Here is a 25,401-nt window from a genome sequence, read left to right as displayed (position 1 = left end):
TTTACCGGTCAAGCTATTGTCTTTTTAATTAAATTTTCCCATAATTCCCGTGACTCCATCCAGCTTCCCTCAGGGAGTTTCTGATGATAGAGGTATTGCTCATATCTGTCTGTAAGCTTGGACATCTCTCTCGAGGCAAAGAAGGTATCAATATATCGAGCATAATTTCTTAGTGTCTGGTCCTCCTTACGCTTAAGACCATAACGCTCTAATTGGCCTAATAGAACCAGATAGGCCTTTCCGATATTTTCATCCTTCTTTTTCAGGCGGAATTGCACTAAATAAAGATACGGGATCCATTTTCCACGAATCCTGTACATAATGCCAACTGCCCCGCCTGCCATTACAAACGAAAGGAGAATCCATTTCCAATGTTGATCTAAAAAGGTTATGATGCTAAGCCAGATACCATTGAATGTAAAGGATGTATCACTTTCCTTTGATTTGCTGCTATTTTCCTCCAAATCCTTCTTCGGCACTGGTGTCACAGGGGCAGTCGTTTCGGCAGCTGCAGGTGTTCCGTCTTCATTTGTAAAATCAACAGATACATTGTTCGTAAAGCCCTTCGTTGGTTCAAACGGAACCCATCCTTGGTTAGGGAAATAAACTTCTACCCAGGAATGGGCATTATTATTAGTTACTTCATAAATAGGCCTCTGCCGTTCATCATCACTGTATTTGAGAAACTCACCGCCTGTATATCCTTTAACCCAACGTGTTGGGATTCCGATGGAGCGAAGCAGAACAGCCATTGAAGTGGAAAAGTTATCACAATAACCTATTTTCGTTTCAAACAAAAATTGGTCTACATAATCATCATTTTCCCCCGGGACCGCGACATTTGTCTGGTCATAGGTGAATACAGAACTACTGAAATGCCTCTCCACCGCTTTGGCTTTATCAAACCAATTTGTTTCCCCTGCCGTAATCGTTTCCGCTAATTCTTTAATTCTCTCAGGAAGGTTTTCAGGCAGCTGTGTGTATTTTCTAATAAAATCCGTGTTTATTTGTTCAAGGTCCACAACACTTGTCTGCCTTAAATCACTTGCCTTATATTTCGGAACCTTAAACTGAACGGTATAGGAATCAGGTGCGATAGGAGTAGAGTCAAAGCCTAAAATGATGATTTTCTCCTTGGTCGAATCCATTTCCAAATCATAACTTCGTTCAAATTGAACTCTTTGAATACCAGCAGGATAAATTAGATGCGTATAATCCATAAAATGGTGTAACGCTGCACTTTCATCCCGGGTTTCTACCCTTGAATGGATAGGAAAGACAGGGATGACTTCATCTCCACCAAATCGCAAAAGCGTTGAGCCGGAAGGAATCCATCCTTTTCCGGTATAATGGTCCTTTGTCTCTACCTTCCAGTAATTCTTTTCAACGGCCTCACTCTGAAACACAACACTGTCGTCCCCAATAAAAGGCCCGCCCAATTGGGAATCATCTGCGCCATACCCGACTTTCCCAACACCTGTGCCTGCTTTATCCTCTCCGCCTTTATCAGCCGCCGCCTTAAGAAAGGGAACAGGATCCGGCCAAATGGGTGCGAATTTAGGGGAAATAATTCCAACTATAACGCTAAAAACAATCATGAGCACTAATGGTCTCATCCATTTGCGCGTTATCAATGAATCACTTGTAACATTTTCCTTAGCCAAAATCCGGAAATAAGTTAACATCCCCATGACAGCAAAACCTTCAATAACGGTCCGAACGATCGCTACATTGGCACTATATAGTGTAAATGTATCCAAAACAGTTATATAAATAAGTGTCATAAAGAAAAAGATAAAGATCCTCTTTCGATTTAATAGCCAATAGCGGACCAAGTAAACCATTAACCATAGCAGAATGAAAAATAGTAAGGTGCGAAATACATTTGTTAATCCCGCCCAATTTTGAGCAAAAATCATTCCGAAATTATTGGTTAATTCACCAAATAAGGAAGACAGCCAGCCCAACTGGAAGAAGCCATCTTGATAATGAAATTGATTTAGGGAAAATAGAATGAACCATAGTTTCAAAATCGTACGCCAAATCCACCTAAGCCTTAAGAAGGTGACTGCAAATGACAGCAGGATAAAAATAATAAACATTTCAATATGGTTTGTCTTCGTTAATTGTTCTACCGGACGTAACCATTCCCATAACAGCAAAAATCCGAACAGATATAAAAGAAAAGATTGAATGTCTCGTTTCATGGTACCTGCACCTCCGAAAAGGCTGACGCAAATTCTCCTTCATGAATCATAAGCACACGCACATTTCTTGCATTAGCCAATGCAATCATTGATCTTTCCTCCTGAGTAGGAGCTTCTTTTTCCCCTTTAATCAGGAAAAGCGTAATCTTACCTTTTCTATGTCCAAGAAAACCTGCTTTTTCAATTAAAGGTTTTGTTAATTTGGATGTTACTAATAAGAAGGAAACGGTTTGTTGAACAAACATTCCCTCCGTCTCTAACACCTTGTCGAACGAGGTTGGACTTTTTGCTTCGATTCTAGCCAGATGAAAAAAAAGCTCCTGCAGTTGATTTTCTCCACCTTTTATCGGAAATAATGCCCTTTCCCGGCTGAAGGTTAAGAGTCCAATTTGTGCCCCTTTCTTCAGTACCGAACGCAATAAAGAAGCTGTGAAGGAAACCAACACTTCAAAATTCTTATCAGGGACACAATCCATCACAACAAAAACATCATGGGATTGACGCTGCTCAAATTCTTTTGTCATGATTTCGTTTCTTTTAGCAGAAGCTTTCCAGTTAATCCAGGAAAAACGATCCCCTGGCTGGTAATCCCTAACCCCAATCGCCATGGATGTATCACGCTGAACCCTTTCTCTTGAGGCAGTCATCCCTTGATCAAAATGGGTTTCAAAGGGGCGGTAAAGCAGCTCCGTATAGGCAGGATAAACAATGATCTTGCTTTCATTTTTATGAGGTTTTTCTTTTTCAATTAAGCCAAGAATGTCACCGGTGCGAACAAGAAAGCTGTGGAAAATATGCTCTCCCCGCGGAAGCTCATCAATGACATATTCATAGAAAAATTCCTTCTTAAATCCAGGAATGACTAATGCTTTAGCCTTCTTTGTCTGCCTAGTATGCATAAGGACTTCATCCAGTTGGTCCTCAATAAGAAAATAAAAGATCGGGAACCTAGAGTTCCTCTTCACATTTACTATTACCTTTAAGGGCTCACCTGCGTTGTAATCTGTTTTAGGCAGTTGGCGTGTAATTTCTAACTCATTCAAGGAATAGAACGATAAGGCCATACAATATAAGGCAAAAGGTAAAAAGCTATAGAATAAGAACCAGCTTACAAATCCGCCTTGAAACATTGCATACGAAAAAGTAAGCACAATCAAAAAGAGTAAGACAACGAACCTCCATACTTTTTTGAAGGGAATCCACAATTTCTTCATGCTACTTCACAAGCCTTTGTACCGGAACAGGAATTCTTGCAATGATTCGATTAACGATTTCTTCAGGTGTAATCCCTTCAAACTTTGCCTCAGATTTCAAGATAATCCTATGTGATAGAACATATGGTGCTAAATATTGAATATCATCAGGCAGCACATAATCACGGCCATACATATAAGCATAGGCTTGGGCCGCTTTCATCAAGGCAATCGATCCCCGTGGACTGGCCCCAAGATAGACTCCTCGAAAATTTCTGGTCAGGCTGACGATATCAACAATATACTGTTTAATGGTTCGGTCCACATATACATCTTTAATTTCTTGCTGCAAGGCCCTTAAACCTTCGAGATCAACGACTGGAGAAAGATCTTCAATCGGAGGAACCTTTTGTGCTCGATTTAAGACTTCTATCTCTTCATCCATTTCTGGGTAGCCCATTTTCATTTTCAATAAAAAGCGATCCAGCTGTGCTTCTGGCAGCGGATATGTACCTTCATATTCAATAGGATTTTGTGTGGCCATGACAAAGAATGGCTTTTGAAGACGATGTGTGACACCATCTATGGTGACACTTGCTTCCTCCATCCCTTCAAGGAGTGCAGACTGAGTCTTTGGCGAGGTCCGGTTAATTTCATCTGCTAGGATAATGTTCCCCATTAACGGCCCAGGTCGGAATTGAAACTCCATTTCCTTTGGATTGTATATCGATATACCAGTCACATCGGATGGTAATAGGTCAGGTGTAAACTGTATTCTACGGAAGTTAGCATTAACAGACTTTGCCAGTGCTCGCACCATCATCGTTTTTCCAACGCCTGGCACGTCCTCTAAAAGCACATGACCTTCTGCCAATAAGGCAATGAGACTGAGCTCTGCTACATTTCTTTTTCCAATCATAACCTTTTCAATGTTTAATAGAATTTTCTCTATCGTAGGGTTCATTTGATCACGAGCCACGCTACATCCTCCTTATGAGTTACCGACTTAAGACACATTATATCTTTATATTCTATTTTCTTCTGTTAAATTCCTGTAAAAAGTTCGCGCAATCTTCGATAATTCCAATATTTAGCAGGTCAATAATACCAAATAAATAAGAAGAACCTTTTCAAAGGTTGACCTACACTCCCTTATCTTCCTTCGCATAACCTAGTATGGCAGAATAATAAAACGTTACGTTGAAAGGAATGAATAATCAATGTTCCTTAACAATCAGCGGCCAACCATAGCCGTGACGGGAAGTGCCGGAAAAACAACAACAAAATCCATGATAGCCTCAGTATTAAGACAAAAATGGAATATTTATGAATCTAGAGATTATAATAATGCTTTCATTAATACGGAGAAGAGCGCTAAGAGATTGCGTGATTTTCATCAAGCGGTAGTGGTTGAATTCGGAATCGTCTACTATGGGCATATCGTGAAGCATTGCGGCTTTATTCGCCCTAATATCGGCGTCATCACCAATATTGGCACTGCACATATAGGAAACTTTGGCGGTGACATAAAAAATTTAGCAAAAGCCAAATCGGAACTTATTCAAAATATGGATCAAACAGGAATTATGCTGATTAATGTAGATGACGAAAATTCAAAGCATTTACTTATCGATTCCTTTGAAGGAAGTGTCATAAAAGTTGGGATAAACAAACGGGCACATTATCGGGCAATAGATGTGAAATATGTAGAGGGCGGCATGAGTTTTCGGGTTAAGGTTAAAGGCAGGTATGCTCCTTTTTTCATTCCAATTTACGGTGTACACAATATATATAACGCCTTGTTTGCTATTGCCATAGCTGATTTGCTTGGTTTTACTTCAGAACAAATCGATAAAGGCCTGCGCGAGTACAACAAATCGAAAATGCGTTTAGTCACCCATAAATTGAAGGGCAATATTACCTTAATCGATGACTCCTTCAGCGCCAATGTCCATGCCATGAAAGCTGCTATTGATGTTTTGGACAATGTAGGAGGGGAAAGAAAGAAAATTGCCATTCTAGGAGGTATGAAAGGTTTAGGTGTCATATCGAAGGACGCCCATTGGGAAATTGGAACGTATGCAGCGGAGAAAAAGATTGATTTTATTTACACCTTTGGGGATGATGCAGATTTGATTGCAAACGCAGCAATTGCCAAAGGGCTTGACCCTGGTAGTGTAATTTATTTTTCTAATAAGCTAGATTTATTTAAAGCCCTAGACCATTTAGCGGAAGGAACCACGATTTTAGTGAAAGGAGCTCGTAAAATGAAAATGGAAGATGTGGTGAATTATTTATTAGCAAGAAACGGAGAAGGTTAAATAAGGAGAGAGGGGAAAAGGAGAAAGTCATATATATAATCACTTTCCCCATGATTCCCCCTCTGCTGAAAAGAGGTTGATGAGGTAATCAGCCTGGTTACCCAATAAATTTTTTGCTTTATTTACTAGATCCTCCATCTCCAGCGGCTTTCCCGGTGACCCGATTGGAGTGTCTACTCTAGAAATACACTTTTGCCCATTCTTCAGGAAAATTTCAGCTATACAATACCTGCCCTTTGGATAACTGTTTTCACTTTTTGGAATGTTTTCATCGTATTTCCGTTTTATTTTGCCCATCATATCCTGGACTTCAACAGAAATGCTGTTCACTGTAAAGTTTTCGATGGATAAATCCTGCTCCAGCAATAACAGTGCCGTACAATATTCAGCACTAAAGCGCCCTTGTTCTCCATTTTCCGGGTTTGTATATACCAAGGCTGCGTCTCCCTTAGGCGGAAAATATAAATTCAGGGCGGCAACTTCACCTGCTGTAAAACGATATCTCTTTTTAATATCTTGCACGGCATCTATCGGATGCGCATTAGCAGAGCAGCACGGATATAATTTAAACCATAATCCAGGGGTGTCAATCGCCCATGGCTCTCCCCATGTTTCAAAAACCTGCCATGGATCCTTCTCATTCTCGTTGTACATAGACAACAATCCATTCTTTGAAAGAATGGTATTTTCACTTCCCGTGACATGATTTTTAACAAAATGGAGAATTTGCCATGCACTCTGGGCAGCCAAACCAGCATGTAAAGGTTTAATCAATGTTCCAAAATGACTTCTAGAGCCGCTAATTTTAGATACACATAGATTAAGGGCTTGTGTCATTTGATCGATAGAGAACCCTAAATAGTGTACTCCAGCTGCTACGGCCCCATAAACTCCAGCTGTTGCAGTTGTATGAAAACCCTTTTCATAATGTTCTGTACCCAATAGCTTAGCAAAACGAGTCATGATTTCAATCCCTATTAAATAAGCCACATAGAAAGACTTTATGTCTTTCTTTTCTTCTCTTAACGAGAATAATAAGCTTAAGATAACAGCAGAGGGATGCCCTCGTATTTCGGAATGAACATCATCGAGATCTAAGGCATGTGCTGAATAGCCATTAATCAGGCACGCATCGAAAGGATGGACCTTCCTTTCCGTACCAATCACAGCTGCCTCAGCACAATCTGTATAAATCGCTGTATTTACTACATCGTGGAAGTTTGGATCGTATTTCACACTCGCATAACAAGAGATAAAATAGTCAAAAACGCCCTTTTTCAAGTTTCTTTTTGTCTTTAATCCCAGCTGGTCATAATTCGGTGCGTTTTGTAAGAGCCCTGCAATTGCTCTAGTAAAGTCACTCATTTTTTTAATGCATTCACTGCTAAATGAGCGAAAAACTCGGACGCGACTTTAATCGCATTTTCATTCAAATCATACTGAGGATGGTGCCATTCCTCCGGTCCATCCACCCCCATCCAAACAAAAAAGCCTGGAATATAGGTCTGGTAAAATGCAAAGTCTTCTCCGCCCGCACTCGGAACTGCCTCCGCAACTTCATAGCCGCTTTCAAAAACAGTGGCACGAATAAGTTCATCAAATTGCGGATCATTATTTACAACTGGTAAGTAATCTTCCCAAATAAACTCGACTGAACCACCATTTCCTTCTGCTATCGATTCAGCCAATTTCTTCATTAAGCCCGGTATCGCTTCACGCGCCTTCGGCTGAAACGTACGGACTGTTCCTTCAAGCGTTACGACATCCGGAATTACATTCCATGTATTCCCGCCATGAATACTCGTAATACTAACGACAGCATTATCAAACAAATCCAATCTTCTAGAAACAATCGATTGCACCGCGGTTACATATTGGCTGGCAATGATGATGGGATCAATCGAATTATGTGGTATTCCTGCATGACCGCCGACACCAATAAATTTGATTTCAAACTTATCAACACTAGCCATCAGCCCCCCAGATTTCACCCCGATGGTTCCAACGGGCAAATCTGGTTTATTATGCATACCGAATATAGCAGAGACGCCTTCTAATGCACCCTTTTCAACAAATTTCTTTGCACCTTGGGCAACTTCTTCTGCTGCTTGAAAAATAAATCGAACGGTTCCGTGTAACCTTTCTTTCTGGCTGTTTAAAAGAATCGCTGCCCCTAAGATGGAAGTTGTATGGAAATCGTGACCGCATGCGTGCATTTTTCCCTCCATTTTAGATTTAAAAGGAACGTCTGTTTGTTCTTTTATTGGCAAAGCATCAATATCTGCGCGTATCGCAATCGTTGGCCCTGCAAATGCGCCTTTAACTTCAGCGACAATACCTGTTTCTAAATCCAAGGGCAGGATGGAAATATGGTTCTCTTCTAACCATTTTTTAATATGCTCGGTCGTATTGAATTCTTCAAAAGCCAATTCTGGATTCTCATGTAAATATCTTCGTTTTTCAATTAAATCACTTAATAGTTCATGAGACATATTCATGATTATTATTCAACTCTTTCCAATGTTTTTAAGAACTGTTTTGTCCTTTGATTTTTCGGGTTATGGAAAATTTCTTTTGGTTCGTTTTCTTCGACAATATTCCCATCTGCCATAAAAATCACTCGATTGGCCACTTCTTCAGCAAATTTCATCTCGTGTGTAACGATAATCATGGTTGTATTTTGCTCGGCAATATTTTTTATGACTTGAAGCACCTCTGAGACCCACTCTGGGTCAAGTGCAGATGTTGGTTCGTCAAATAAGATCGCATGCGGGTTCACAGCAAGCGCGCGTGCAATTCCGACACGCTGCTGTTGTCCGCCTGATAAGGTAGCAGGATATTGATGAAACTTATTCTCAAGTCCAACCTTAATTAAAAGTTCTTTTCCGATTTTCTCTGCTTCCTGTTTATCCATTTTCTTTGCAACAATCAATGACTCCGTAACATTTTGCAAAGCAGTTCTATTTTTAAAAAGATTATAGTTTTGGAAAACCATTGCTGTTTCCTGTCTAAGCTGATGGATTTCCTTCCTGCTCATTTTCGTTACGTCCACTTTTGTACCGCCAATTTCAATGATGCCTTCGTCCGGCTTTTCTAATAGATTTAGGCAGCGCAGCAACGTCGATTTCCCCGATCCAGATGGTCCGATAATCGCCAATACATCGCCTCGATTAACATGTAAATCAACGCCATCTAAAACAACATTGTCTCCGAACCTCTTTTTCAGATTTGTAACAGTGATCATGGTAAAACTCCTTTACGATATATACGGTTTTTCCATTCGCTTTTCAACCGCCTGTTGGATCAACGTAAATACGATAATCAAGATCCAATAGAGTAAGGCCAATGCTAAATACGTTTCAAAGAATTTAAGGGACGAAGCTGCTAAAATTTTTCCTTGTGCAAATAATTCAACGACTCCTAATGTGAATGCTAAGGAAGTTTCTTTAATTAAACCGATAAAAACATTGCTTGTAGCAGGAATCGCATTGCGTGTTGCTTGCGGAATAACAATTCTGCGAAAGGCTTGCGCCCTGGTCATCCCAACAGATAGACATGCCTCGACTTGTCCTTTATCGACTGAATTCAGTGCTGCACGGAAGATTTCTGCCAAAAATGCAGACTGTTTTAAACTAAGCCCCAAAATTGCCGCCGTAATGGCAGTCATCGCCGTGAAGGCTGGAAAAATCTGTGGTAAACCGTAATAGATTAAAAATAACTGTACCAATGTTGGGATGGCCCGGAAAAATGATATATATATCGTCGCTAACTGTTTTAATACAGGAATATTCGATCTAACAATTAAGGCTAAAATTAACCCGCCAATTATGGAAAAGATCATTGATATTACTGCAAGAAATAAGGTCAGAGGTATGAATGTCAAAAGCTCTGGAGTAATTTCGACTAAATACCCGAGGTCAAGATTCAATTCCATTTTTTACCTCCAGAATTATTTCTTTACGGTGATGTCTTCGTTAGCAAAATATTTCTTAGATAATTCTGTTAAAGTTCCATCTTCACGTAATTTTTTAATTTCAGCATTAAATTCTTCACTTAATTTTTCGCCTTGCTCCGTTTTCACGAATGGAAGAGCAATATCTTCATATACAAATGGATCACCAACAAATTTCAATGGCAGATCACCTTTTTCAATTTCTGCAATTAACGAAGATTTAGAGTTAACATATCCGTCAACACGTTTGTTGATTGCATCATTCATTGCTCCATCACGTGTTTCATATGTTTTAGGGATAATTTCAGGATCAAAATTTTGTAAGTTCTTAACATTGTTAGAACCAAGTACACCTGAAACCGTTTTGCCTTTTAAATCTTCTAAACTGTCATAAGCATTGTCTTTATGTGTAACAATCGTAGCACCTGCATAGGCATATGTTTCTGAGAAATTGTATTTATCTTTTCTTTCTGGTGTTACGGCAACAAAGTTTGCAACCGTATCAATTTTGCCCGTTTCTAATTGACCCATTAAGCCTGCAAAGTCGGATTTAACCCATTCCACTTCATAGCCCAAATTTGCTGCAACGGTTTCTAATACTTCCACGTCAAAACCAACTAATTTACCATCTTCTTCATATCCATTTGGATAGCTTTGTGCCGTTGAACCTGCACGAATGACCTTTTTCTCTTCTTTTTCTCCGCCTTTTTCTGATGATTCATTTGCTCCGCCGCCACAAGCTGCTAAAAATAATAAAAGTGCCATACTAATGATTAATGCAAATTTTTTCTTCATGATGTTCCCTGCCTTTTTTTATATGATTTTGCTAAAAGTAATTTTTCTAAATAAATGGTTTGATGACCCTTTCCTAAATCAGCCTCGCCAACCTCTTTGTATCCTCTTTTTAGATACATTTCAGCAAGCCAAGGATGTTCCTTAGCTGTTCCAAGCGATACGGACGGACAATGAAGCTGGTCCCGCAAAAAATCATACTCAATAAAATCTAAGATTTTTGTTGCATACCCTTTTCGTTTATACTCGGGAGCCACCGCTACCCACCAAATATGCGGAATTTCATATGGACCATGATGACTGCTCCATGGCATTCGAATCGAAGCCGTGGCAACCATCTCGTCCCCATCCTTCATATAAAAACAAATGTTTTCATTGATATTTTTTTTCACTAATTCTTCATCAGCAGTTGCGGCAGCAAAATGGATTCCTAGGTCACGGATAGAAGCATAGCCTCGTAAGGATAAATCCAACAGTGCTGGGATATCCTCATCCTTCGCTTGATGAAAGGTCAAATTACTCACTTAAATTCCCTCCGCCTTTGATGGATGCAATGACCTCATCTACCTTTTGGCTGGCAAGCCCCGTGTACTGGCTTGGGTCCAAAAGTTGATTAATTTGTTCCTCAGATAAAACAGCACTTACCTTTTCATTTTGAATAAGCAGTGTTTTAAATGAAACTTTTTGTTCAGCTGACTCCATCGCGATTTCATAAACGAGGTGATGGGCTGTTTGCTTTCCTACCTTTTCAGATAGTGCGAACATCACGCGTTCTGAAAGAATGAGTCCGCCCTGAAGTTCTAGGTTTCTCATCATATTTTCAGGCTTCACCACAAGTCCCTGTAAAACAGTAATCATGCTTTTTAGCTGTGAAGATAAATACAAACAAATTTCAGGTAAAGCAACCCATTCACTTCGCCAACTCATCGCATCTCTTTCATGTTCCATCACTAATGATTCATGCAACAAAGCGACACTATGCAGGATTGGTTTGGTTAAACTTGCAATCCCCTCAAAGATAGCAGGGTTTCGTTTATGCGGCATCGTTGTCGAACCAACATTCCCTGGTGCAAATGGTTCTTCCACTTCATCGATCTCTGTGCGCATTAAATTATAGAATTCATTCCCCAATTTACCGAGCGAGCCGCTGATTAATCCAAGCACAGAACCATATTCTGAAATGCGGTCCCGTGAAGAATGCCAGCTGATCGTTGGAGCATTCAGTTCTAGAATTTCCAAAGCTCTTGCTTCAACTTTTGGACCAACACTCCCTAATGCCGCATACGTTCCAACGCCGCCTGCTAGGACTCCCGTTAATACACGGTTTTCAGCAGCCTTTAATCTTTCCAAATGGCGTTCAAACTCACTTAATACAACAGCCAGTTTAAAGCCAAATGTTGTTGGCAATCCTTGCATTCCATGCGTTCTCCCTGGCATTGGAGTATCCTTATATTTTGAAGCAAGCCCAATTAAAAGCTCAGCAACTTTCTTCGTATCTCGTCTGATAATTTCATTTGCTTCTTTTAGCTGCAGAATGGTGCCGGTATCGGTAATATCCTGTGTGGTTACTCCATAATGGACATATTCACCATATTCCCCTGAAAGGGATTGTAAATGGTTTACTGTTGCCATTAAGGAATGTTTTAACTTTGCAGCCTCAGTCGCAATTGCCTCAATATCAAAGTTTTCTATTTTAGCAGCACTTTTAATCACTTTTCCAGCCTTTTCTGGAATAACTCCAAGTTCACTTTCAGCTAATGCTAATGCTGCTTCAACATCAAGAATTTTTTGCAATCGATTTTCATCATTCCATATCGAACGCATTTCTGGTGTACTAAAATTGTTCTGCAACATTCTTAAATCCAACACATGAGACCCCATTTGTTGCCACCCCTTCGAAGAAGATATAATCATTGGGATTCTCTCCCAATAATATTAATTCCTATAGATTTACTGTGAATAATGAGTATTCTACCATATTTAATCTTCCTATTAAACTAAATAGTGTTAAAAAATAAATAATTCTGTATACCTATTCCTTACAATTAAAAAGGCCACCCCTTGTAATCAGGATGCAGCCTTTATGTAAAAAAATGTTATTCCATCATTGCTTTTAACGCCTTTGTTTTAAATTGGCATTGCTCCATGGCTTCAGCAAGCTCTGAACGTAGTTGCACTTCATCAAAACCCACTAACTTTTTCCCTGCAACCACTAGCTTTCCAGCGATAAATACGTCCCTAACATTACCAGCATTTGCTGAGTACACGATAGCAGAATAAGGATCAAAAATAGGAAACATATTGATTGAATCCGTTTCAAGCAGAATGAAATCAGCTTGTTTCCCTGCCTCAATAGAGCCAATTTGCTTCTCCATACCTAAAACCTTTGCTCCTCCGATAGTGGCTAACTTTACAATTTCTGCAGCTGGAAAGGCACTGCGGTCCTGTAAATAGGTTTTATGAAAATTGGCAAACAATCGCATTTGACTAAATATATCCAAGGTATTGCCGCTGCTTGGTCCATCTGTGCCCAGCCCAACCGCTATACCAGCAGATAATAAATCCCGAACACGGGCTACACCTTTAGCAGACTTTGTATTCGCCCCGATACAATGGGCTACTTTTACATCATACTTCTTCAATAACTCAATATCGTGGTCGGATAAATGAATACAGTGTGCTGCGACAAGTCTTGGACTCAATACACCAATCTCCGCTAAAAATTCAATCGGAGTTTGATTGTGTTCCTCTCGAAATTTATCCATTTCGAAGTCCATTTCACTGACATGCGTCATCCATGGCACATTGTACCTTTGTGACAGAGCATCTGCTTGTTGAAGAACTTCAATTGTATTTGAGTATGGGGCATGCGGTGCAACGGATGCTTGAATTCTTCTATTCCCTTGCCATTTTGGGATAAAACGGTAAGCATACTGTAAGCCTCCCATTGGCTCGGGTACATCAACTGTGACTGAATCGATAACGGTTTCAGCTAATATACCGCGGCTCTGCATTTCTTCTGCCGCTTCTGCTAATTGTTGTTCGAAATAATACATATCGAAGAATGTCGTCACACCCGCAAGCTGCATTTCAGCAATGGCATATTTCGCGCTCGTATACGCCAGCCTTTCATTCATACATTCATTTTCTAACGGAAATAAGAAGCGGCGTAAACGGTCGGGATAGTCATCTCCTAATGAACGAAACGGAATCATGCCAATATGTGTATGTGTGTTCACCATACCAGGCAGTAAAATAGCTCCTTTGGCATCGATGCATTGGTCATAAATGACGTCATTTGGCAATGAGTCCATCGCACCAGCTTCTAAAATTTCCTCCTCATCTGTTAGTAAATATCCGTTTGGGAACTGCTCCATTTGCTTATTCATGGTTAAAATCCAAGCATTTTTAATCAAAATTTTCAAATTTGTTCACCTTCAACGAGCGGAATCATCATTTGAGAACGCACATTCATCATTCCTTTGTCTGTAATCTTGATAATAGGTGAAACCGGCAAGGATAAAGTCGAGAACGACATAATTTCATTGCTGTTGCGGTACCCTAACCTATTCATTGCTTTTCGCACTTCTTTCAATTGCGCACCTAGTTCTTGTATCGGTGCATCACTGATAATACCGCCAACTGGCAATGGGCATACACCTTGCAACTTCCCGTCTTGTACCACGACATAACCGCCTTGCATGTCCAATAATTGTTTTTGCGCAGCTATGATATCCTTCGAGCTCGTTCCCATTACCATCAAATTATGATGATCATGCGCCCAAGTTGTGGCGACAGCTCCTTTTTCAGATAAAGCTTTATCAACAAATCCGTAAGCAATGCTGCCTGTTTTCCCATATCGCTCCATAACAACAATTAAAGCCAAACCACTATTTTCCCAATCTAAAAATCCATCTATAACCTTAACCTCACGTTGGACATGCTCTGTAAATGTACCCACTTCTGAAATTTGAATCACATTAACGACAGCCTTTTCAGCTGCCTTCACTCTGAATCGTAAATCCCCTGATGTTAATGCCCTGCAATGTAAAGATCTATAAAAATGTTTTGGAAATTCAGGCTTGACAGCTGGATATTGGATGTCAATCCCCCGTTTATGTACTAATTTCCCATCTTTATATACAGACCCAATTTCAAAGCTTGCCACATCATTCAACAATAAAAAATCCGCTTTAAATCCAGGGACAATCGCACCCCGGTCCTGAAATCCCATTCTTCTTGCAGGCGTAAAAGTAGTACAATAGATGGCCTGTTCTGGTGGCATCCCACAGAAAATCGCTAGGCGTACGTTTGCATCCAAATGTCCCTCTAACAAGTCGTCGGCCATCACATCATCGGTAATAAAAGCCATATAATCATAAAAGTGATTCTCAACGACAACGCGTATGTTCTCAGGAGTAATGGATTTCTTTTGAAATTCTAAAAACATACCATTGGTGATTTTCTCATAAATTGACTCCGGCGATTGATGTGTATGGTCAGCTGTTATGCCTGCATATAAAAACTTGGATAATTCCAATCCTGAAACACGCGGAACATGACCTTCTAGAGGCATAAATGGCCTTTCCGATTGAACAGCGCGTAATATCTGTCTAATCAAAGAGTCTGGTTCATTGACAATGCCGTTAAAGTTCATCGCCTCTCCTAGCGCAATCACTTTTGGATGCTTCAAAAGCTGCCTTACTTCCTCTACACCGATATAGCCGCCGGTTGTTTCTAGTTCTGGGGTTGTCGAAGGAACAGAGGAAGGGATGGCATAGAAAATATCCATCATAGATGGCTGGGAGAAGAACGCTTCCAATCCCTCCATCCCAAACACATTCGCAATTTCGTGGGCATCAGCGACAACTGTTGTGACTCCATGGGTCAACACCGCTTCTGAAAAAATAGATGGAGATGTCATTGAACTTTCTATATGCATGTGAATATCCATTAAACCAGGTATCATATACTGATTTTCCGCATTAACCACTTGTACAGCCTGATAATCTTTCATTTCATCCGCACTTAGATAATAAAATTTATCTTTAACAATAAGCACATTTTTCTTTTCAAACTTTTTGGTAAAAGTATTAAAAACCTGTGCATTTATAATCGCCAAATCGACTTTCATTTGAGTTTCCCCCTTCTCAATATATTAATTAAAGGCTGTTTTCGTAACTTTGTTGTTTTGGTAATTTCAGCTCAAAATATGGATTAGGAACTAAACTAATTCCCGCTTGCATGATATTTCAAGTTTAAAGGTAACCAGAGGGATCTTTTGATTCCCTCTAGCATGTTTTTCCAGCTTCACGGGTAACCAAAAGGTTCTCTTGATTCCCTCTACCATGTTTTTTCGGCTTCAACGGTAACCAGAGCGACCATCTTATTCCAATAAACCTTAAAGTTATCTACTTAAAACAACAAAAACTTTTAGAGAGTGCCTAATTATAAGAAAAAGGCCAAGAATAATCTTAGCCCTTTTTCAATGCCCTAACTTATTTGTTCAAAATTCGATTCCACTGATTAATCCAAGACTCAAGGTTTTTATTTACGAATAATGAATCCACTTTATTTGTACGTTCTGCCACATCACCATACGTTTTATTTTTGGCTGTTTCCTCGTCAAGGACTACATTTTTATTGGTTGGTGCTTCATTTAGAGACACTGCCGTTTTTTCTTGAACTTCCTGATTTAGTCTCCAATCGATATACTTATATGCTAAGTCTTTATTTTTTGAGTTTTTGTTGACGTTAATTGTATTAAAGTTTGCATATGTTCCAGACTCAGGGACAACATAGGCCACATCTGGATTAGATTCTGTAATAATCGGAACAGCAAAGTCGCCGACAACAGCTGCTGCAATTTCTCCCGATTGGAACATGTTGGCTAAATCCGAAGATTTGCTATACGTTTTTACAACGTTCGGAGCTAGGTCTGTGATTGCTTCAAATGCTGCTTTTCCATTATCACTTGTAATGTCTGCCTTCTTATGGCCGCTTGCTACATATAGCATAGCTGGACCAAATGTGGTAGTAATGTCAGGAATCGAGATTTTCCCTTTTAAAGAAGAGTCCCATAAATCATCCCATTCCTTAATCTCTTTACCGGCTGACTTTTTATTATAAACAATCCCGATACTGTTCAACGTGTAAGCTGGGCCAGAACCATCCGCAGCTAAATCTTTTGCACTATCGATTAAGTTGTCCATGTTAGGAACATTCTTGCTGTCGATTTTTTCAAATAAGCCAGCTGAAACACCATCAGCCGCATTTGATTGGGACAATTCAATTACATCAACCGTTGAGTTGGGATTGCTTTTCAATTTTGTTAAACGCTCAGAGCTTGTACCTGTTTCTAACACAATGTCGACATTGTATTTTTCTTCAAATGGTTTGAAAACATGTTCTTGCATTTTATCTTCTTCCAAGCCAAATGTTGAAATGACCAATGTCTGAGGTTCCTTATTTGCAGATTTGTCATCTCCGCCGCCACCGCCGCATGCAGCAAGGATACTAGCTGTTACGAAAGTTAAACTTACTAATCCTAATTTCTTCTTCATTTGTGTAATCCCCTTTTCTTAGATGTCTTTAAACGATGATTAGCTTGTGAGCTGGAATAGTTAATGATACTGCGTCACCGACTTGATAAACCACATCATCAGCTCTATTTGCGATTAGGGTACCAATGGAAGTTTCAACTTCATATTGATAAGACTTACCTAGGAAGGTACGGACTTTTATAATCCCTGACACCGAATTTTCAGTATGATTGGCTGCCTTTGCTGTTATTTCGATATCATCTGGACGAATGGTTCCTGTTCCTTTTCCTGGTTCCCATTCACGATTACTTGTGAAAACTGTTCCATCAATAGCTTTATATTTCCAATCTTCAGTCGGTGTTAAATCAAAGAAGTTCTCAAACCCGATAAAACGAGCAACGAATTCCGTTTTTGGATTATTATAAATTTCTTCGGGTGTATCAAACTGTTCGATTACACCTTTATTCATAACAGCCACCTTGTCTGAAATCGAGAAACATTCCTCTTGATCATGTGTTACAAATACTGATGTAATCCCTAATTGGCTTTGAATTCGTTTAATTTCAATACGCATCGATAAACGCAATTTCGCATCCAGGTTACTTAAAGGTTCATCTAATAATAATAATTTCGGCTCGATCACTAAAGCGCGAGCTAAAGCCACTCGTTGTCTTTGTCCGCCTGAAAGCTGTTTGGGATAGCGGTCACTGAGCGCTTCTAAACCTGTAATCTCAAGAATATTTTTTACCTTTTTATCAATGCTATTCTTTTTTTCCTTGCGTAATTTTAATCCGAAAGCGACATTTTCCTTAATCGTAAGGTGAGGAAACAAAGCATAGCTTTGAAACACCATCCCAAATTCGCGTTTATGAACGGGAACCTTTGTTAAGTTTTGATTATCAACAAGAAACTCACCATCATTCGGCTCGATCAAGCCAGCAATGACCCGTAAAGTGGTTGTTTTCCCACAGCCAGATGGCCCTAATAAGGAAACCAATTCTCCCTTTTCAATCGATAAATTTAAATCTTTTAAGATATTGTTTTTGTTATCATAACTCACTCGAATATCTTTTAATTCAACATAGGACATAATGCTGTGTTACCCCCTTCGCTGTTAACCTCTTAGATGTTCCTATGAAATACTTGCTAATCCTAGTGTCTTCTCAATCACATACATTAGTACAATCGTACCAAGCATTAAAACAACGGATAATGCAGAAACAGATGGATCGTAGTTGTATTCGATATAATTCATTAAGCTAGTTGGCAGCATGGTTACACCTGGGCCGGATAAAAACTGCGAAACAGGTATATTATTGAAGGAATTAATGAATGCCAACATGAAAGAAGCAAAAATTCCTGAAGTAATGTTCGGTAATACTACTTTGATAAACGTTTGTAACTTTGTACAGCCTAACGTCCACGAAACCTCTTCAATTGAAAAATCTAACTGCTCAATGGTTGAACCAACCACTCGAATGACGTATGGTACAGAAATCAAGAAATGACCTAATAACAATCCTTGAATGATAGGAAATTGAAACTGAATTACAATAAATTGATACATAGAATATCCGACTACTAAACCCGGTACAATCGTTGGGGAAAGGAAAAAGCTCTTAATCCAATTTCGTCCAAACACCCTGTGACGTGCCAAAGAATAAGCAGCTGGAACTCCAATAACTAGCGCCAAGAGCGTTGCAATAAATGCTACTTGTAAACTTAGAAAAAAGCTGTCCATAAAGGATTCATTGTTAAATACCTTACTGTACCAGTCAAGAGTAAAACCTTGAATAGGAAATTGAATGGTTGAATTTGTTCCAAATGATGTCACGATGATAATGAACAATGGAACCAAAAGAAATGCAAAAACAAGGCCTGCAAAGATTTTTAAACTGATATTTTTACGCATTTGCCTCACCTCTTTTATCCATGCGACTTGCAATCCAGCTGAATAATTTCATCACAATTAAAGTGGCCACAATCATAATCAAGGCAATGACACTTGCACCTTGCCAGTTCCCTAATGCCGTTGCATTTTGATATAAGAAGGTAGCTAACATAATGTTTCGGTTTCCGCCTAATAATTGGGGGGTTGTATAGGCTGTCATACTTCCTGTGAAAACTAAAATACTGCCAACAATAATCCCCGGTACGCTTAATGGCAATATCACCTTCACAAAAGCAATCAAGCGATTGGCGCCTAAAGTTTCTGCCGCCTCCATTATTTCAGAATCGATGTTCTCTAATATTCCTACTAACGTAATGACCATTAATGGTAAGAAGAGATATACAGAGCCAATGATGACGGCGAATTCTGTATAAAGTAAAGTAAGTGGTTTAGAAAGTAAACCCATATTCATTAAAGCATTGTTTACTATTCCGTCTTGTCCCAATATCGTAATCCAAGCAAAACTCCGCACAACTGAATTTGTTAACAATGGGAACAATGTGATCGACATCAATAAGCCGCGCCATTTTTTGGGACTTTGGGAAATGTAGTAGGCTGTTGGAACTCCCAGCACTACACAAATCAGCGTGGCAATTAGTGAAACCTTAATCGTCCGCCAAAAGATACCAAAATTATACTCATCCAAGAAGAAGGAAGTATAATTTGACAAGGTGAAACCTCCATTAAAGAACGTCGGAAAAATCGTGGAAATCAGAGGTAACACCAAGAATAAAATCAAGAGAATCATTCCTGGAGCTAAGATGAGATAAGGGATTCTTCGCTGTGTCATTTCTGGCCTCACTTTCCAATTCAAAAAAGTAATATTTTTATGATTCCGGTTTAATCTATCTCTTACACTTTTAAGATTATAAAGAATAAAATGCTAGTTGGCAACCACAAATACGAATAATAATATCATATTTTATATTATTGTTCGCGAATTAACAGGTATTGCCACAAAAGAAACCTAGTGACCATGAACAAGAAACACGTTTTTACGAAGGTTGGAAGATAGGCATAAAAAGTTCATTTTCCTAGAAACATAATAAAAAAAGGCTGTAAATGATATTCTTATCATTCACAGCCTTCCACTGACTTTATTCTTCAACTTCCACTATTTTCTTTCGTCTAACCAAAACAGTAATTCCGATGCCCATTATTCCGAATAGCCCAATTAACGAGCCTGCAAATAATGATTTATTTTCATAAAACTTCACTAAAGCTGTCTTCTCGGCAATTTCAAACGGAATGACTGTAGTTATTTCATTTCTTGCTTCATCAAACGCCGTAACTTCAACTTGATATGATTTGATTTCTGAGAAAGTTGCCGTAAAGACGGAGACTCCATTCTCATCTGCAGTTTCATCAAAATTATACAGCTTGCCATTAACCATAATGGATTTGATCGTATCGCTTGGATTATCAAGGGTAATTGCTGCTTTAACAGAATCGTAGTATATCTCATTACGTTTAATTCCATCGTAGATTACCTTTGGAGCCGTTTTATCAATCATAAACTCGACACTTAATTGCTGAATATTACCTGCTTTATCCTTAACTTCGAAGAACAACACATGTTTCCCCTCAGAAGTAATCGGATCGCCAAGATTATATTCTTTGCCGTCCAAAGTTAGAGCGATGATGTCATATTCACTAAAATCCTCAATCAATAATTCAGGTATTAAATCTTTGTTAAAATACTCATTGGAAACAGGTTCTTTAAACTTGATGACCGGTGACGTTTTATCAATCGTAAAGACAATGGTTCTCGTACTGACATTGTTCGCTAAATCTGTCACGGTCGCTTTGAAAACATAGTCTCTTTCCAACTCAAGTTTCGTCCCGTTTTTGTATGGAGCACCGTTCAACGTTACAGATGTTCTGCTTGGATCTAAATGAATATCAGAATAGGTAACGTTAGGTGACAAGTTCTCATTGAAGAACCCATCAAGTATGCCCGTAATCGCCAAAATCGGCTTTGTCGTATCCAAAGTAAACTTAATTTCCAATGTTGTTTCATTTCCTGCTTTATCCCGAGCCAAAACGTTAAAGTGATAAAGCATTTCCTTTGATGCAGTCGGAGCCGTTCTGCCGGCATCGGCACCGTTTAATGTTATAGAGACGATCGAATCATCTTTCTGATCTAGAGCAAATTCGGGTGTAAATATTTCGTTTATAAATTCACCGTCTTTAATAACCCTGCTTTGCCCTTTAAATTTAGGGGTGATGACTGGCTTCGTCTTATCAATCGTAAAACTCACTTGATGCGAAAAGCTATTTCCGGCTTTATCGGTTGCTTCTACCAGGACATGATAGTTTCCCTCTTCACTAAAATTGTGACTAAGCGTTGCGGTGTTGCCGCTGACACCGAAGCTGCCGGTTTGATAACGGGCACCATCTCTTGTTACCGTTATTTTGTTCATGTCTAAGTTTACGTCACGAATGGCGACATTCACCCGCTTATCCTCATTATAATAAGCGTCTTGATTCACACCCGTAATTTCAATGGCAGGTTTTGTTTTATCAATCGTGAATGTACGGTTTACAGTCACAGGGCCATTGCCAGCCTTATCGGTTGACTTAACAAAGATGGAGTACAACCCATCTTCGGCAAAATTATGGCCAATGACAGAAAGCTGTTTTTGATTCGTGATAAATGCACCCAAATCATATGGCTTATTATCTTTTGTTACTGCCAGTTCAACTGTATTTGTTGAAAAATTCTTCTCATTAACGGATATTGTTACGTTTTTGTTCGCTGGGTTAAAGGAGTGATCTTCCACACCCTCGACGTTTACAACAGGCTTTGTTGAATCAACAATAAAACTTATCGGTCCATGGATGGTTTTTCGCTTTGCTTTATCACTGGATTCCAAAGTCACTGTATAGTTTCCTTCTTCTTTAAACGTATAGCTTAGTGCCCCTTCTGTAGGATAGCTTAATGCAATATCACCAATGCTATAAGGCTCCCCATCTTTTAACACGTTCAAGTTTGTATTAGAAATGTCGATGTTGGTATCTTTTACCCAAAATGATGCTGTTGTACTTTGGTAATTCCTATCACTCTCAATACCATCACTTGCTACTATCGGATTGATCGTATCGATGGTAAAGGTTACGGATTTTTCATCTGCAATGTTTCCGGCAGCGTCTTCCGCGATCACTGTGATGAAATACTCATAGTCATCCGTAAAATGGTAGGTAAGACTGGATATTTCAGCAAAGTTTCTCCACTCACCAATCCATATCGATTTACTTTCATTCGTAACTGTATTTTTTTCTATTACCTCGTATTGGACCTTGTTGTTTGCAAAATTATGTTCATTCACTACGATTGAAACTTTTTTGCTCTCAGCGTCGTATGAATGGTTTTTCACCACTTCGTTGGTTGTCACTTCGATAATATCAATCACAGGTTTAATCGTATCGACCGTGAACGATAACTTCATATCAGAGGCTTTGTTTCCAGCCTTGTCCTCTGCTGTTACTGTAATCTGATAATCTCCGTCTTCCGTAAAATTTAAAGCAAGTTCAGATTGTTCACCTGAATTCACAAACGTTTCTTCTTTTATACTTTCATCTTTCTGAACTGTAACGGTCACGTTGTTTGTTTCATGGTAGGTTTCGTTAACCCCGATGACAACCTCACCGTTTTTTACAAAATCACCTTCGTTCATCCCAGTGAACTCAATCTTTGGTGCAGTTCTATCGATGGTAAACTCTACTGTTTTCGAGCTCACTTTTCCAAATCTGTCTTCTGCGGTAACTTTAAGCTGATAAACACCTTCATCTGCAAAAGTCAGCTTCATTTCTCCTTTATACAGCCACTTGAAGTAATCATAGATGTCCCAGTCATTTGGCTTAATTTCAGTGACCTGATCACCATTTGTTCTTGTCATTTCAAGGGTTGTTTTCTTTTTATCAAACGTGAAGTCGTTGACGATGACCGTTACATCCACAGCTTCACTGTTGTAATGTTTCTGATGTTCAACCCCTTTAAAATGAATATCTGGGTTACCGGTATCAATCGTAATGGTTTTCGTTAGAACACTTTCATTGCCAGCTTTATCCTTAGAATCTACTGTAATTTCATAGACTCCATCTTCCTTCAATAAATGCTGTGCTGCAACGGTATCACCGTCTCGAACAAAAGGAGCGAACTCATACACTTCTCCATTTTTCTTTACACTAACGTTGTAAAACTCATGGTGCTTATCGGTTAGTGTTAGTTTTACTGTTTTCTCGCCATCTACTACTATTTCATCTTCTGCCAACACTGTACCATCCAGGGTAACAACTGCCATCGGATTGGTATTATCAATGGTAAAAGAAATGGATTTTGCTGGTGCAGCTTGTCCTAGTTTATCGGTTGAAGTGAGGGTAATCGTATATTTTCCCTCTGCCGTAAAGGTATGGTTTGCCACAGCCTTTGTGCCTGATACACCATTCAACTGAATACTTTCTGAATATGTCGCACCATCTTTCTCGACTATTAACGTTGTTTGCGTTAAATCAAGGGTTAAATCTTCAACCGATACCGTTACTTCTTTTCTACCTTTATCCGAGTTGTAAAATTCCCCTGCACTTACTCCAGTGATTTCCAATGTCGGCGCAGACTTATCAATAATAAACTTCAAATTTTTAACGGATGTATTCCCCGCTTTATCAGTGGCGCTTAATTCAAGTACATAGACACCTTCATTGGTGAAAGAATGTTTTTTATAGGCCTCTTCACCCTTATAGGTGATCACTTGGTTGCCAGTCGTTACCTTTAGTTCCGTATTACTTTGCTCAATATTCGTATCGGTCACGACAATCCCAGCTTCTTTGGATTCACTGTATTTGCCTTGATCGGTAACACCATTTATCTCCAGGGCCGGCGCTGTTTGATCAATCGTAAAACTGGTGACCCCTAAGTGATGTCCAGGATCAATATTTTGTCGGTCCTTTACGGTAACACTTACCTTATACTCCGCATCCTCTGTTAGGGTGAGGACTGCTGTTTTCCCTTTTCTTTCGAAACTTTTTACTTCCGTCGTCGTTATGCCATTTATCGTTTTCTCAATGGCTGCACTTGCTTCATAAATCAGAATGTCACTTTCAACTTTCAGTTCAACCTGTTTATAAAAACCACTATCGTTTTTATCTGTAATCGTTAATCTTGGGCCTTGTTTCACAATACCAAAGGTTACTTTTACCTGATCACTTTTATTTCCTGCTTTATCAGCGGCAACAATACTTACTTCATAAAACCCAGTATTATCAAAGGTTAGGAATGTTTCATTCTCATTCCAGAGAGGTGCTTGTGCTGGTTCATAGGGGATCCCATCTTTTAAAATTGAAATCGTATCCTTTCCAGGAGTAAAACTGCTTTCAGTTACTTTAATATTCATCGAGACTGGCTTGTTCGTAAAATCTCCGTCTCTAAATTTGCCTTTTTCGAACCAAGGAGTAACATTCACGATAGGTTTAACGGCATCTCGATTTATCGTAAAGGTGTTGATTGAAGCAGGGATATTCCATGAATTTTCTTCAGCAAATTCCACGTTTACATGTAAGCTTCCCTCGGGATGATCTGGTTGTAATGGGATGGTAATCAAATATTCACCAAAAAAACCTGACTCAGAATCCTTTATTTCCTCAATTTGGGCATTTTTGATTTCACTGCCCTGGTAATCAGCTTTAACAGTAAACGGTGCTTCTGCCGCTGTAACCATTTCACCTTGACTGTTATTTGCAAAGTCCTCCTTTAAATCTACCTTAAAGGTAATACTATCTTTATTCGTCACCCAGTCTGGCTGACCCATCGTTCCCATTTCCCACTTTTCTTCATTAAATACGATAAATCGCTTCGCTCCATCCAGCGAAAAAGCATTTGTGCTAAATACAAACACTGAAATGAGCAAAAGGCTAAGTGATAATATCCAGATGACCTTCCTTTTACTTTTGTACTTTCTAGCTATACTTTCTGCCATTCTACTAAACTCCCTTTAGATGATCGTGGTGGAATGAACAACGATCACATCTACCTCTTTTTTAAAATAATTTTCTTCCTCTAGTAATATTGAGGTTTCCTCCATATCGGCGCACAATGAGGTTGTTTCGTCCAAATCCACAGTTAACAAGGTGGTTTCTTCCATATATCCATCACCAAGTAAGGCCGTTTCTTCGATCTCACTGTTCATAAGCTCCGTCTCTTGACTAGCTGCCGCCTCGTTGGCATACTGCTTTTTTAACATGATTTCTTTTGTCAGCTTCTTTTCCTTTAATTCATCCTGGGCTTTTCGCTTTTTATGTAATCTTTTTCGAAGGCTTATACCCGTTAAGTCCTCGACCACTTGCGCAATGCCTATTTTGACGTAGAGAATGATGGAGATGATCAGGGTAATCACCGCCCCGGCCATTCCCCCATAAAGCATAATTTGGTACTCCATTTCTCCTTC

19 protein-coding genes are annotated in these 25,401 nt (G+C 39.3%); 1 reads left to right on the top strand and 18 read right to left on the bottom strand.

The features are described 5' to 3' along the window. Window positions 1-8: 8 nt before the first annotated feature. Genes V7108_RS24770 through V7108_RS24760 form a run of 3 tightly spaced genes read right to left on the bottom strand, consistent with a single transcriptional unit; the run spans window position 9 to window position 4,364 of the window. Window positions 9-2,207: a DUF4129 domain-containing transglutaminase family protein gene (locus V7108_RS24770; protein ID WP_335569693.1), complete on the bottom strand. Its 2,199-nt coding sequence runs from the start codon at window positions 2,205-2,207 to the stop codon at window positions 9-11. Further along, window positions 2,204-3,421, bottom strand: a complete 1,218-nt coding sequence (locus V7108_RS24765) for a DUF58 domain-containing protein (RefSeq protein ID WP_335510656.1) — start codon at window positions 3,419-3,421, stop codon at window positions 2,204-2,206. The genes V7108_RS24770 and V7108_RS24765 overlap by 4 nt, the downstream gene beginning before the upstream one ends. 1 nt (window position 3,422) lies before the next feature. Continuing rightward, complete coding sequence (locus tag V7108_RS24760) at window positions 3,423-4,364, bottom strand: AAA family ATPase (protein WP_420489021.1); 942 nt, start codon at window positions 4,362-4,364, stop codon at window positions 3,423-3,425. A gap of 256 nt (window positions 4,365-4,620) precedes the next feature. Here V7108_RS24760 and V7108_RS24755 point away from each other — a divergent pair, with 256 nt between their 5' ends. Next, complete coding sequence (locus tag V7108_RS24755) at window positions 4,621-5,721, top strand: UDP-N-acetylmuramoyl-tripeptide--D-alanyl-D-alanine ligase (protein WP_335569692.1); 1,101 nt, start codon at window positions 4,621-4,623, stop codon at window positions 5,719-5,721. 39 nt (window positions 5,722-5,760) lie between these two features. On the opposite strand, the gene V7108_RS24750 is transcribed toward V7108_RS24755, so the two are convergent. The 15 genes from V7108_RS24750 to V7108_RS24680 form a co-directional block, all read right to left on the bottom strand. After that, entirely contained in the window at window positions 5,761-7,086 is a 1,326-nt protein-coding gene (locus tag V7108_RS24750; protein ID WP_335569691.1) for an MmgE/PrpD family protein, read from the bottom strand. Continuing rightward, the gene (locus V7108_RS24745; RefSeq protein WP_420489018.1) at window positions 7,083-8,219 is read right to left on the bottom strand and encodes an amidohydrolase; all 1,137 of its coding nucleotides are present in this window, start codon (window positions 8,217-8,219) and stop codon (window positions 7,083-7,085) included. The genes V7108_RS24750 and V7108_RS24745 overlap by 4 nt, the downstream gene beginning before the upstream one ends. Before the next feature lie 5 nt (window positions 8,220-8,224). Then, complete coding sequence (locus V7108_RS24740) at window positions 8,225-8,965, bottom strand: amino acid ABC transporter ATP-binding protein (protein ID WP_335510664.1); 741 nt, start codon at window positions 8,963-8,965, stop codon at window positions 8,225-8,227. Between the two features lie 12 nt (window positions 8,966-8,977). Next, a complete protein-coding gene (locus V7108_RS24735) occupies window positions 8,978-9,655 on the bottom strand; it encodes an amino acid ABC transporter permease (RefSeq protein WP_420489019.1) in 678 nt (225 codons plus the stop codon). A 15-nt stretch (window positions 9,656-9,670) separates the two neighbouring features. Beyond that, window positions 9,671-10,468, bottom strand: coding sequence for a transporter substrate-binding domain-containing protein (locus tag V7108_RS24730; RefSeq protein WP_420489217.1), 798 nt, complete (start codon window positions 10,466-10,468; stop codon window positions 9,671-9,673). After that, a complete protein-coding gene (locus tag V7108_RS24725; RefSeq protein WP_420489216.1) occupies window positions 10,465-10,989 on the bottom strand; it encodes a GNAT family N-acetyltransferase in 525 nt (174 codons plus the stop codon). The genes V7108_RS24730 and V7108_RS24725 overlap by 4 nt, the downstream gene beginning before the upstream one ends. Next, the gene (gene purB / locus V7108_RS24720; RefSeq protein WP_335569690.1) at window positions 10,982-12,346 is read right to left on the bottom strand and encodes an adenylosuccinate lyase; all 1,365 of its coding nucleotides are present in this window, start codon (window positions 12,344-12,346) and stop codon (window positions 10,982-10,984) included. Before purB ends, V7108_RS24725 begins: the two co-directional genes overlap by 8 nt. A gap of 215 nt (window positions 12,347-12,561) precedes the next feature. After that, a complete protein-coding gene (locus tag V7108_RS24715) occupies window positions 12,562-13,890 on the bottom strand; it encodes an amidohydrolase (protein WP_335569689.1) in 1,329 nt (442 codons plus the stop codon). After that, the gene (locus tag V7108_RS24710; RefSeq protein ID WP_335510673.1) at window positions 13,887-15,599 is read right to left on the bottom strand and encodes an adenine deaminase C-terminal domain-containing protein; all 1,713 of its coding nucleotides are present in this window, start codon (window positions 15,597-15,599) and stop codon (window positions 13,887-13,889) included. The genes V7108_RS24715 and V7108_RS24710 overlap by 4 nt, the downstream gene beginning before the upstream one ends. Before the next feature lie 364 nt (window positions 15,600-15,963). Beyond that, window positions 15,964-17,028: an ABC transporter substrate-binding protein gene (locus V7108_RS24705; RefSeq protein ID WP_335569688.1), complete on the bottom strand. Its 1,065-nt coding sequence runs from the start codon at window positions 17,026-17,028 to the stop codon at window positions 15,964-15,966. Window positions 17,029-17,056: 28 nt separating this feature from the next. Continuing rightward, window positions 17,057-18,097 carry an ABC transporter ATP-binding protein gene (locus V7108_RS24700; protein ID WP_335510006.1) on the bottom strand — a complete coding sequence of 347 codons (1,041 nt, stop codon included), beginning with the start codon at window positions 18,095-18,097 and terminating at the stop codon, window positions 17,057-17,059. Window positions 18,098-18,139: 42 nt separating this feature from the next. Beyond that, a complete protein-coding gene (locus tag V7108_RS24695; protein WP_335510008.1) occupies window positions 18,140-18,919 on the bottom strand; it encodes an ABC transporter permease in 780 nt (259 codons plus the stop codon). Beyond that, window positions 18,912-19,748 (bottom strand): ABC transporter permease, encoded by an 837-nt coding sequence (locus V7108_RS24690; RefSeq protein ID WP_335510010.1) that lies wholly within the window; start codon window positions 19,746-19,748, stop codon window positions 18,912-18,914. Before V7108_RS24690 ends, V7108_RS24695 begins: the two co-directional genes overlap by 8 nt. Window positions 19,749-20,055: 307 nt before the next feature. Next, the gene (locus V7108_RS24685) at window positions 20,056-24,933 is read right to left on the bottom strand and encodes an Ig-like domain-containing protein (RefSeq protein WP_335569687.1); all 4,878 of its coding nucleotides are present in this window, start codon (window positions 24,931-24,933) and stop codon (window positions 20,056-20,058) included. Between the two features lie 15 nt (window positions 24,934-24,948). Then, window positions 24,949-25,392, bottom strand: a complete 444-nt coding sequence (locus V7108_RS24680) for a hypothetical protein (RefSeq protein WP_335510014.1) — start codon at window positions 25,390-25,392, stop codon at window positions 24,949-24,951. Between the last annotated feature and the right edge of the window lie 9 nt (window positions 25,393-25,401).

It is taken from the genome of Neobacillus vireti, assembly GCF_036962345.1.
GTDB lineage: Bacteria > Bacillota > Bacilli > Bacillales > Cytobacillaceae > Neobacillus > Neobacillus vireti_A.
Note: the sequence above shows the minus strand (reverse complement) of the source record. Positions and strands in the feature narration are given on the sequence as shown.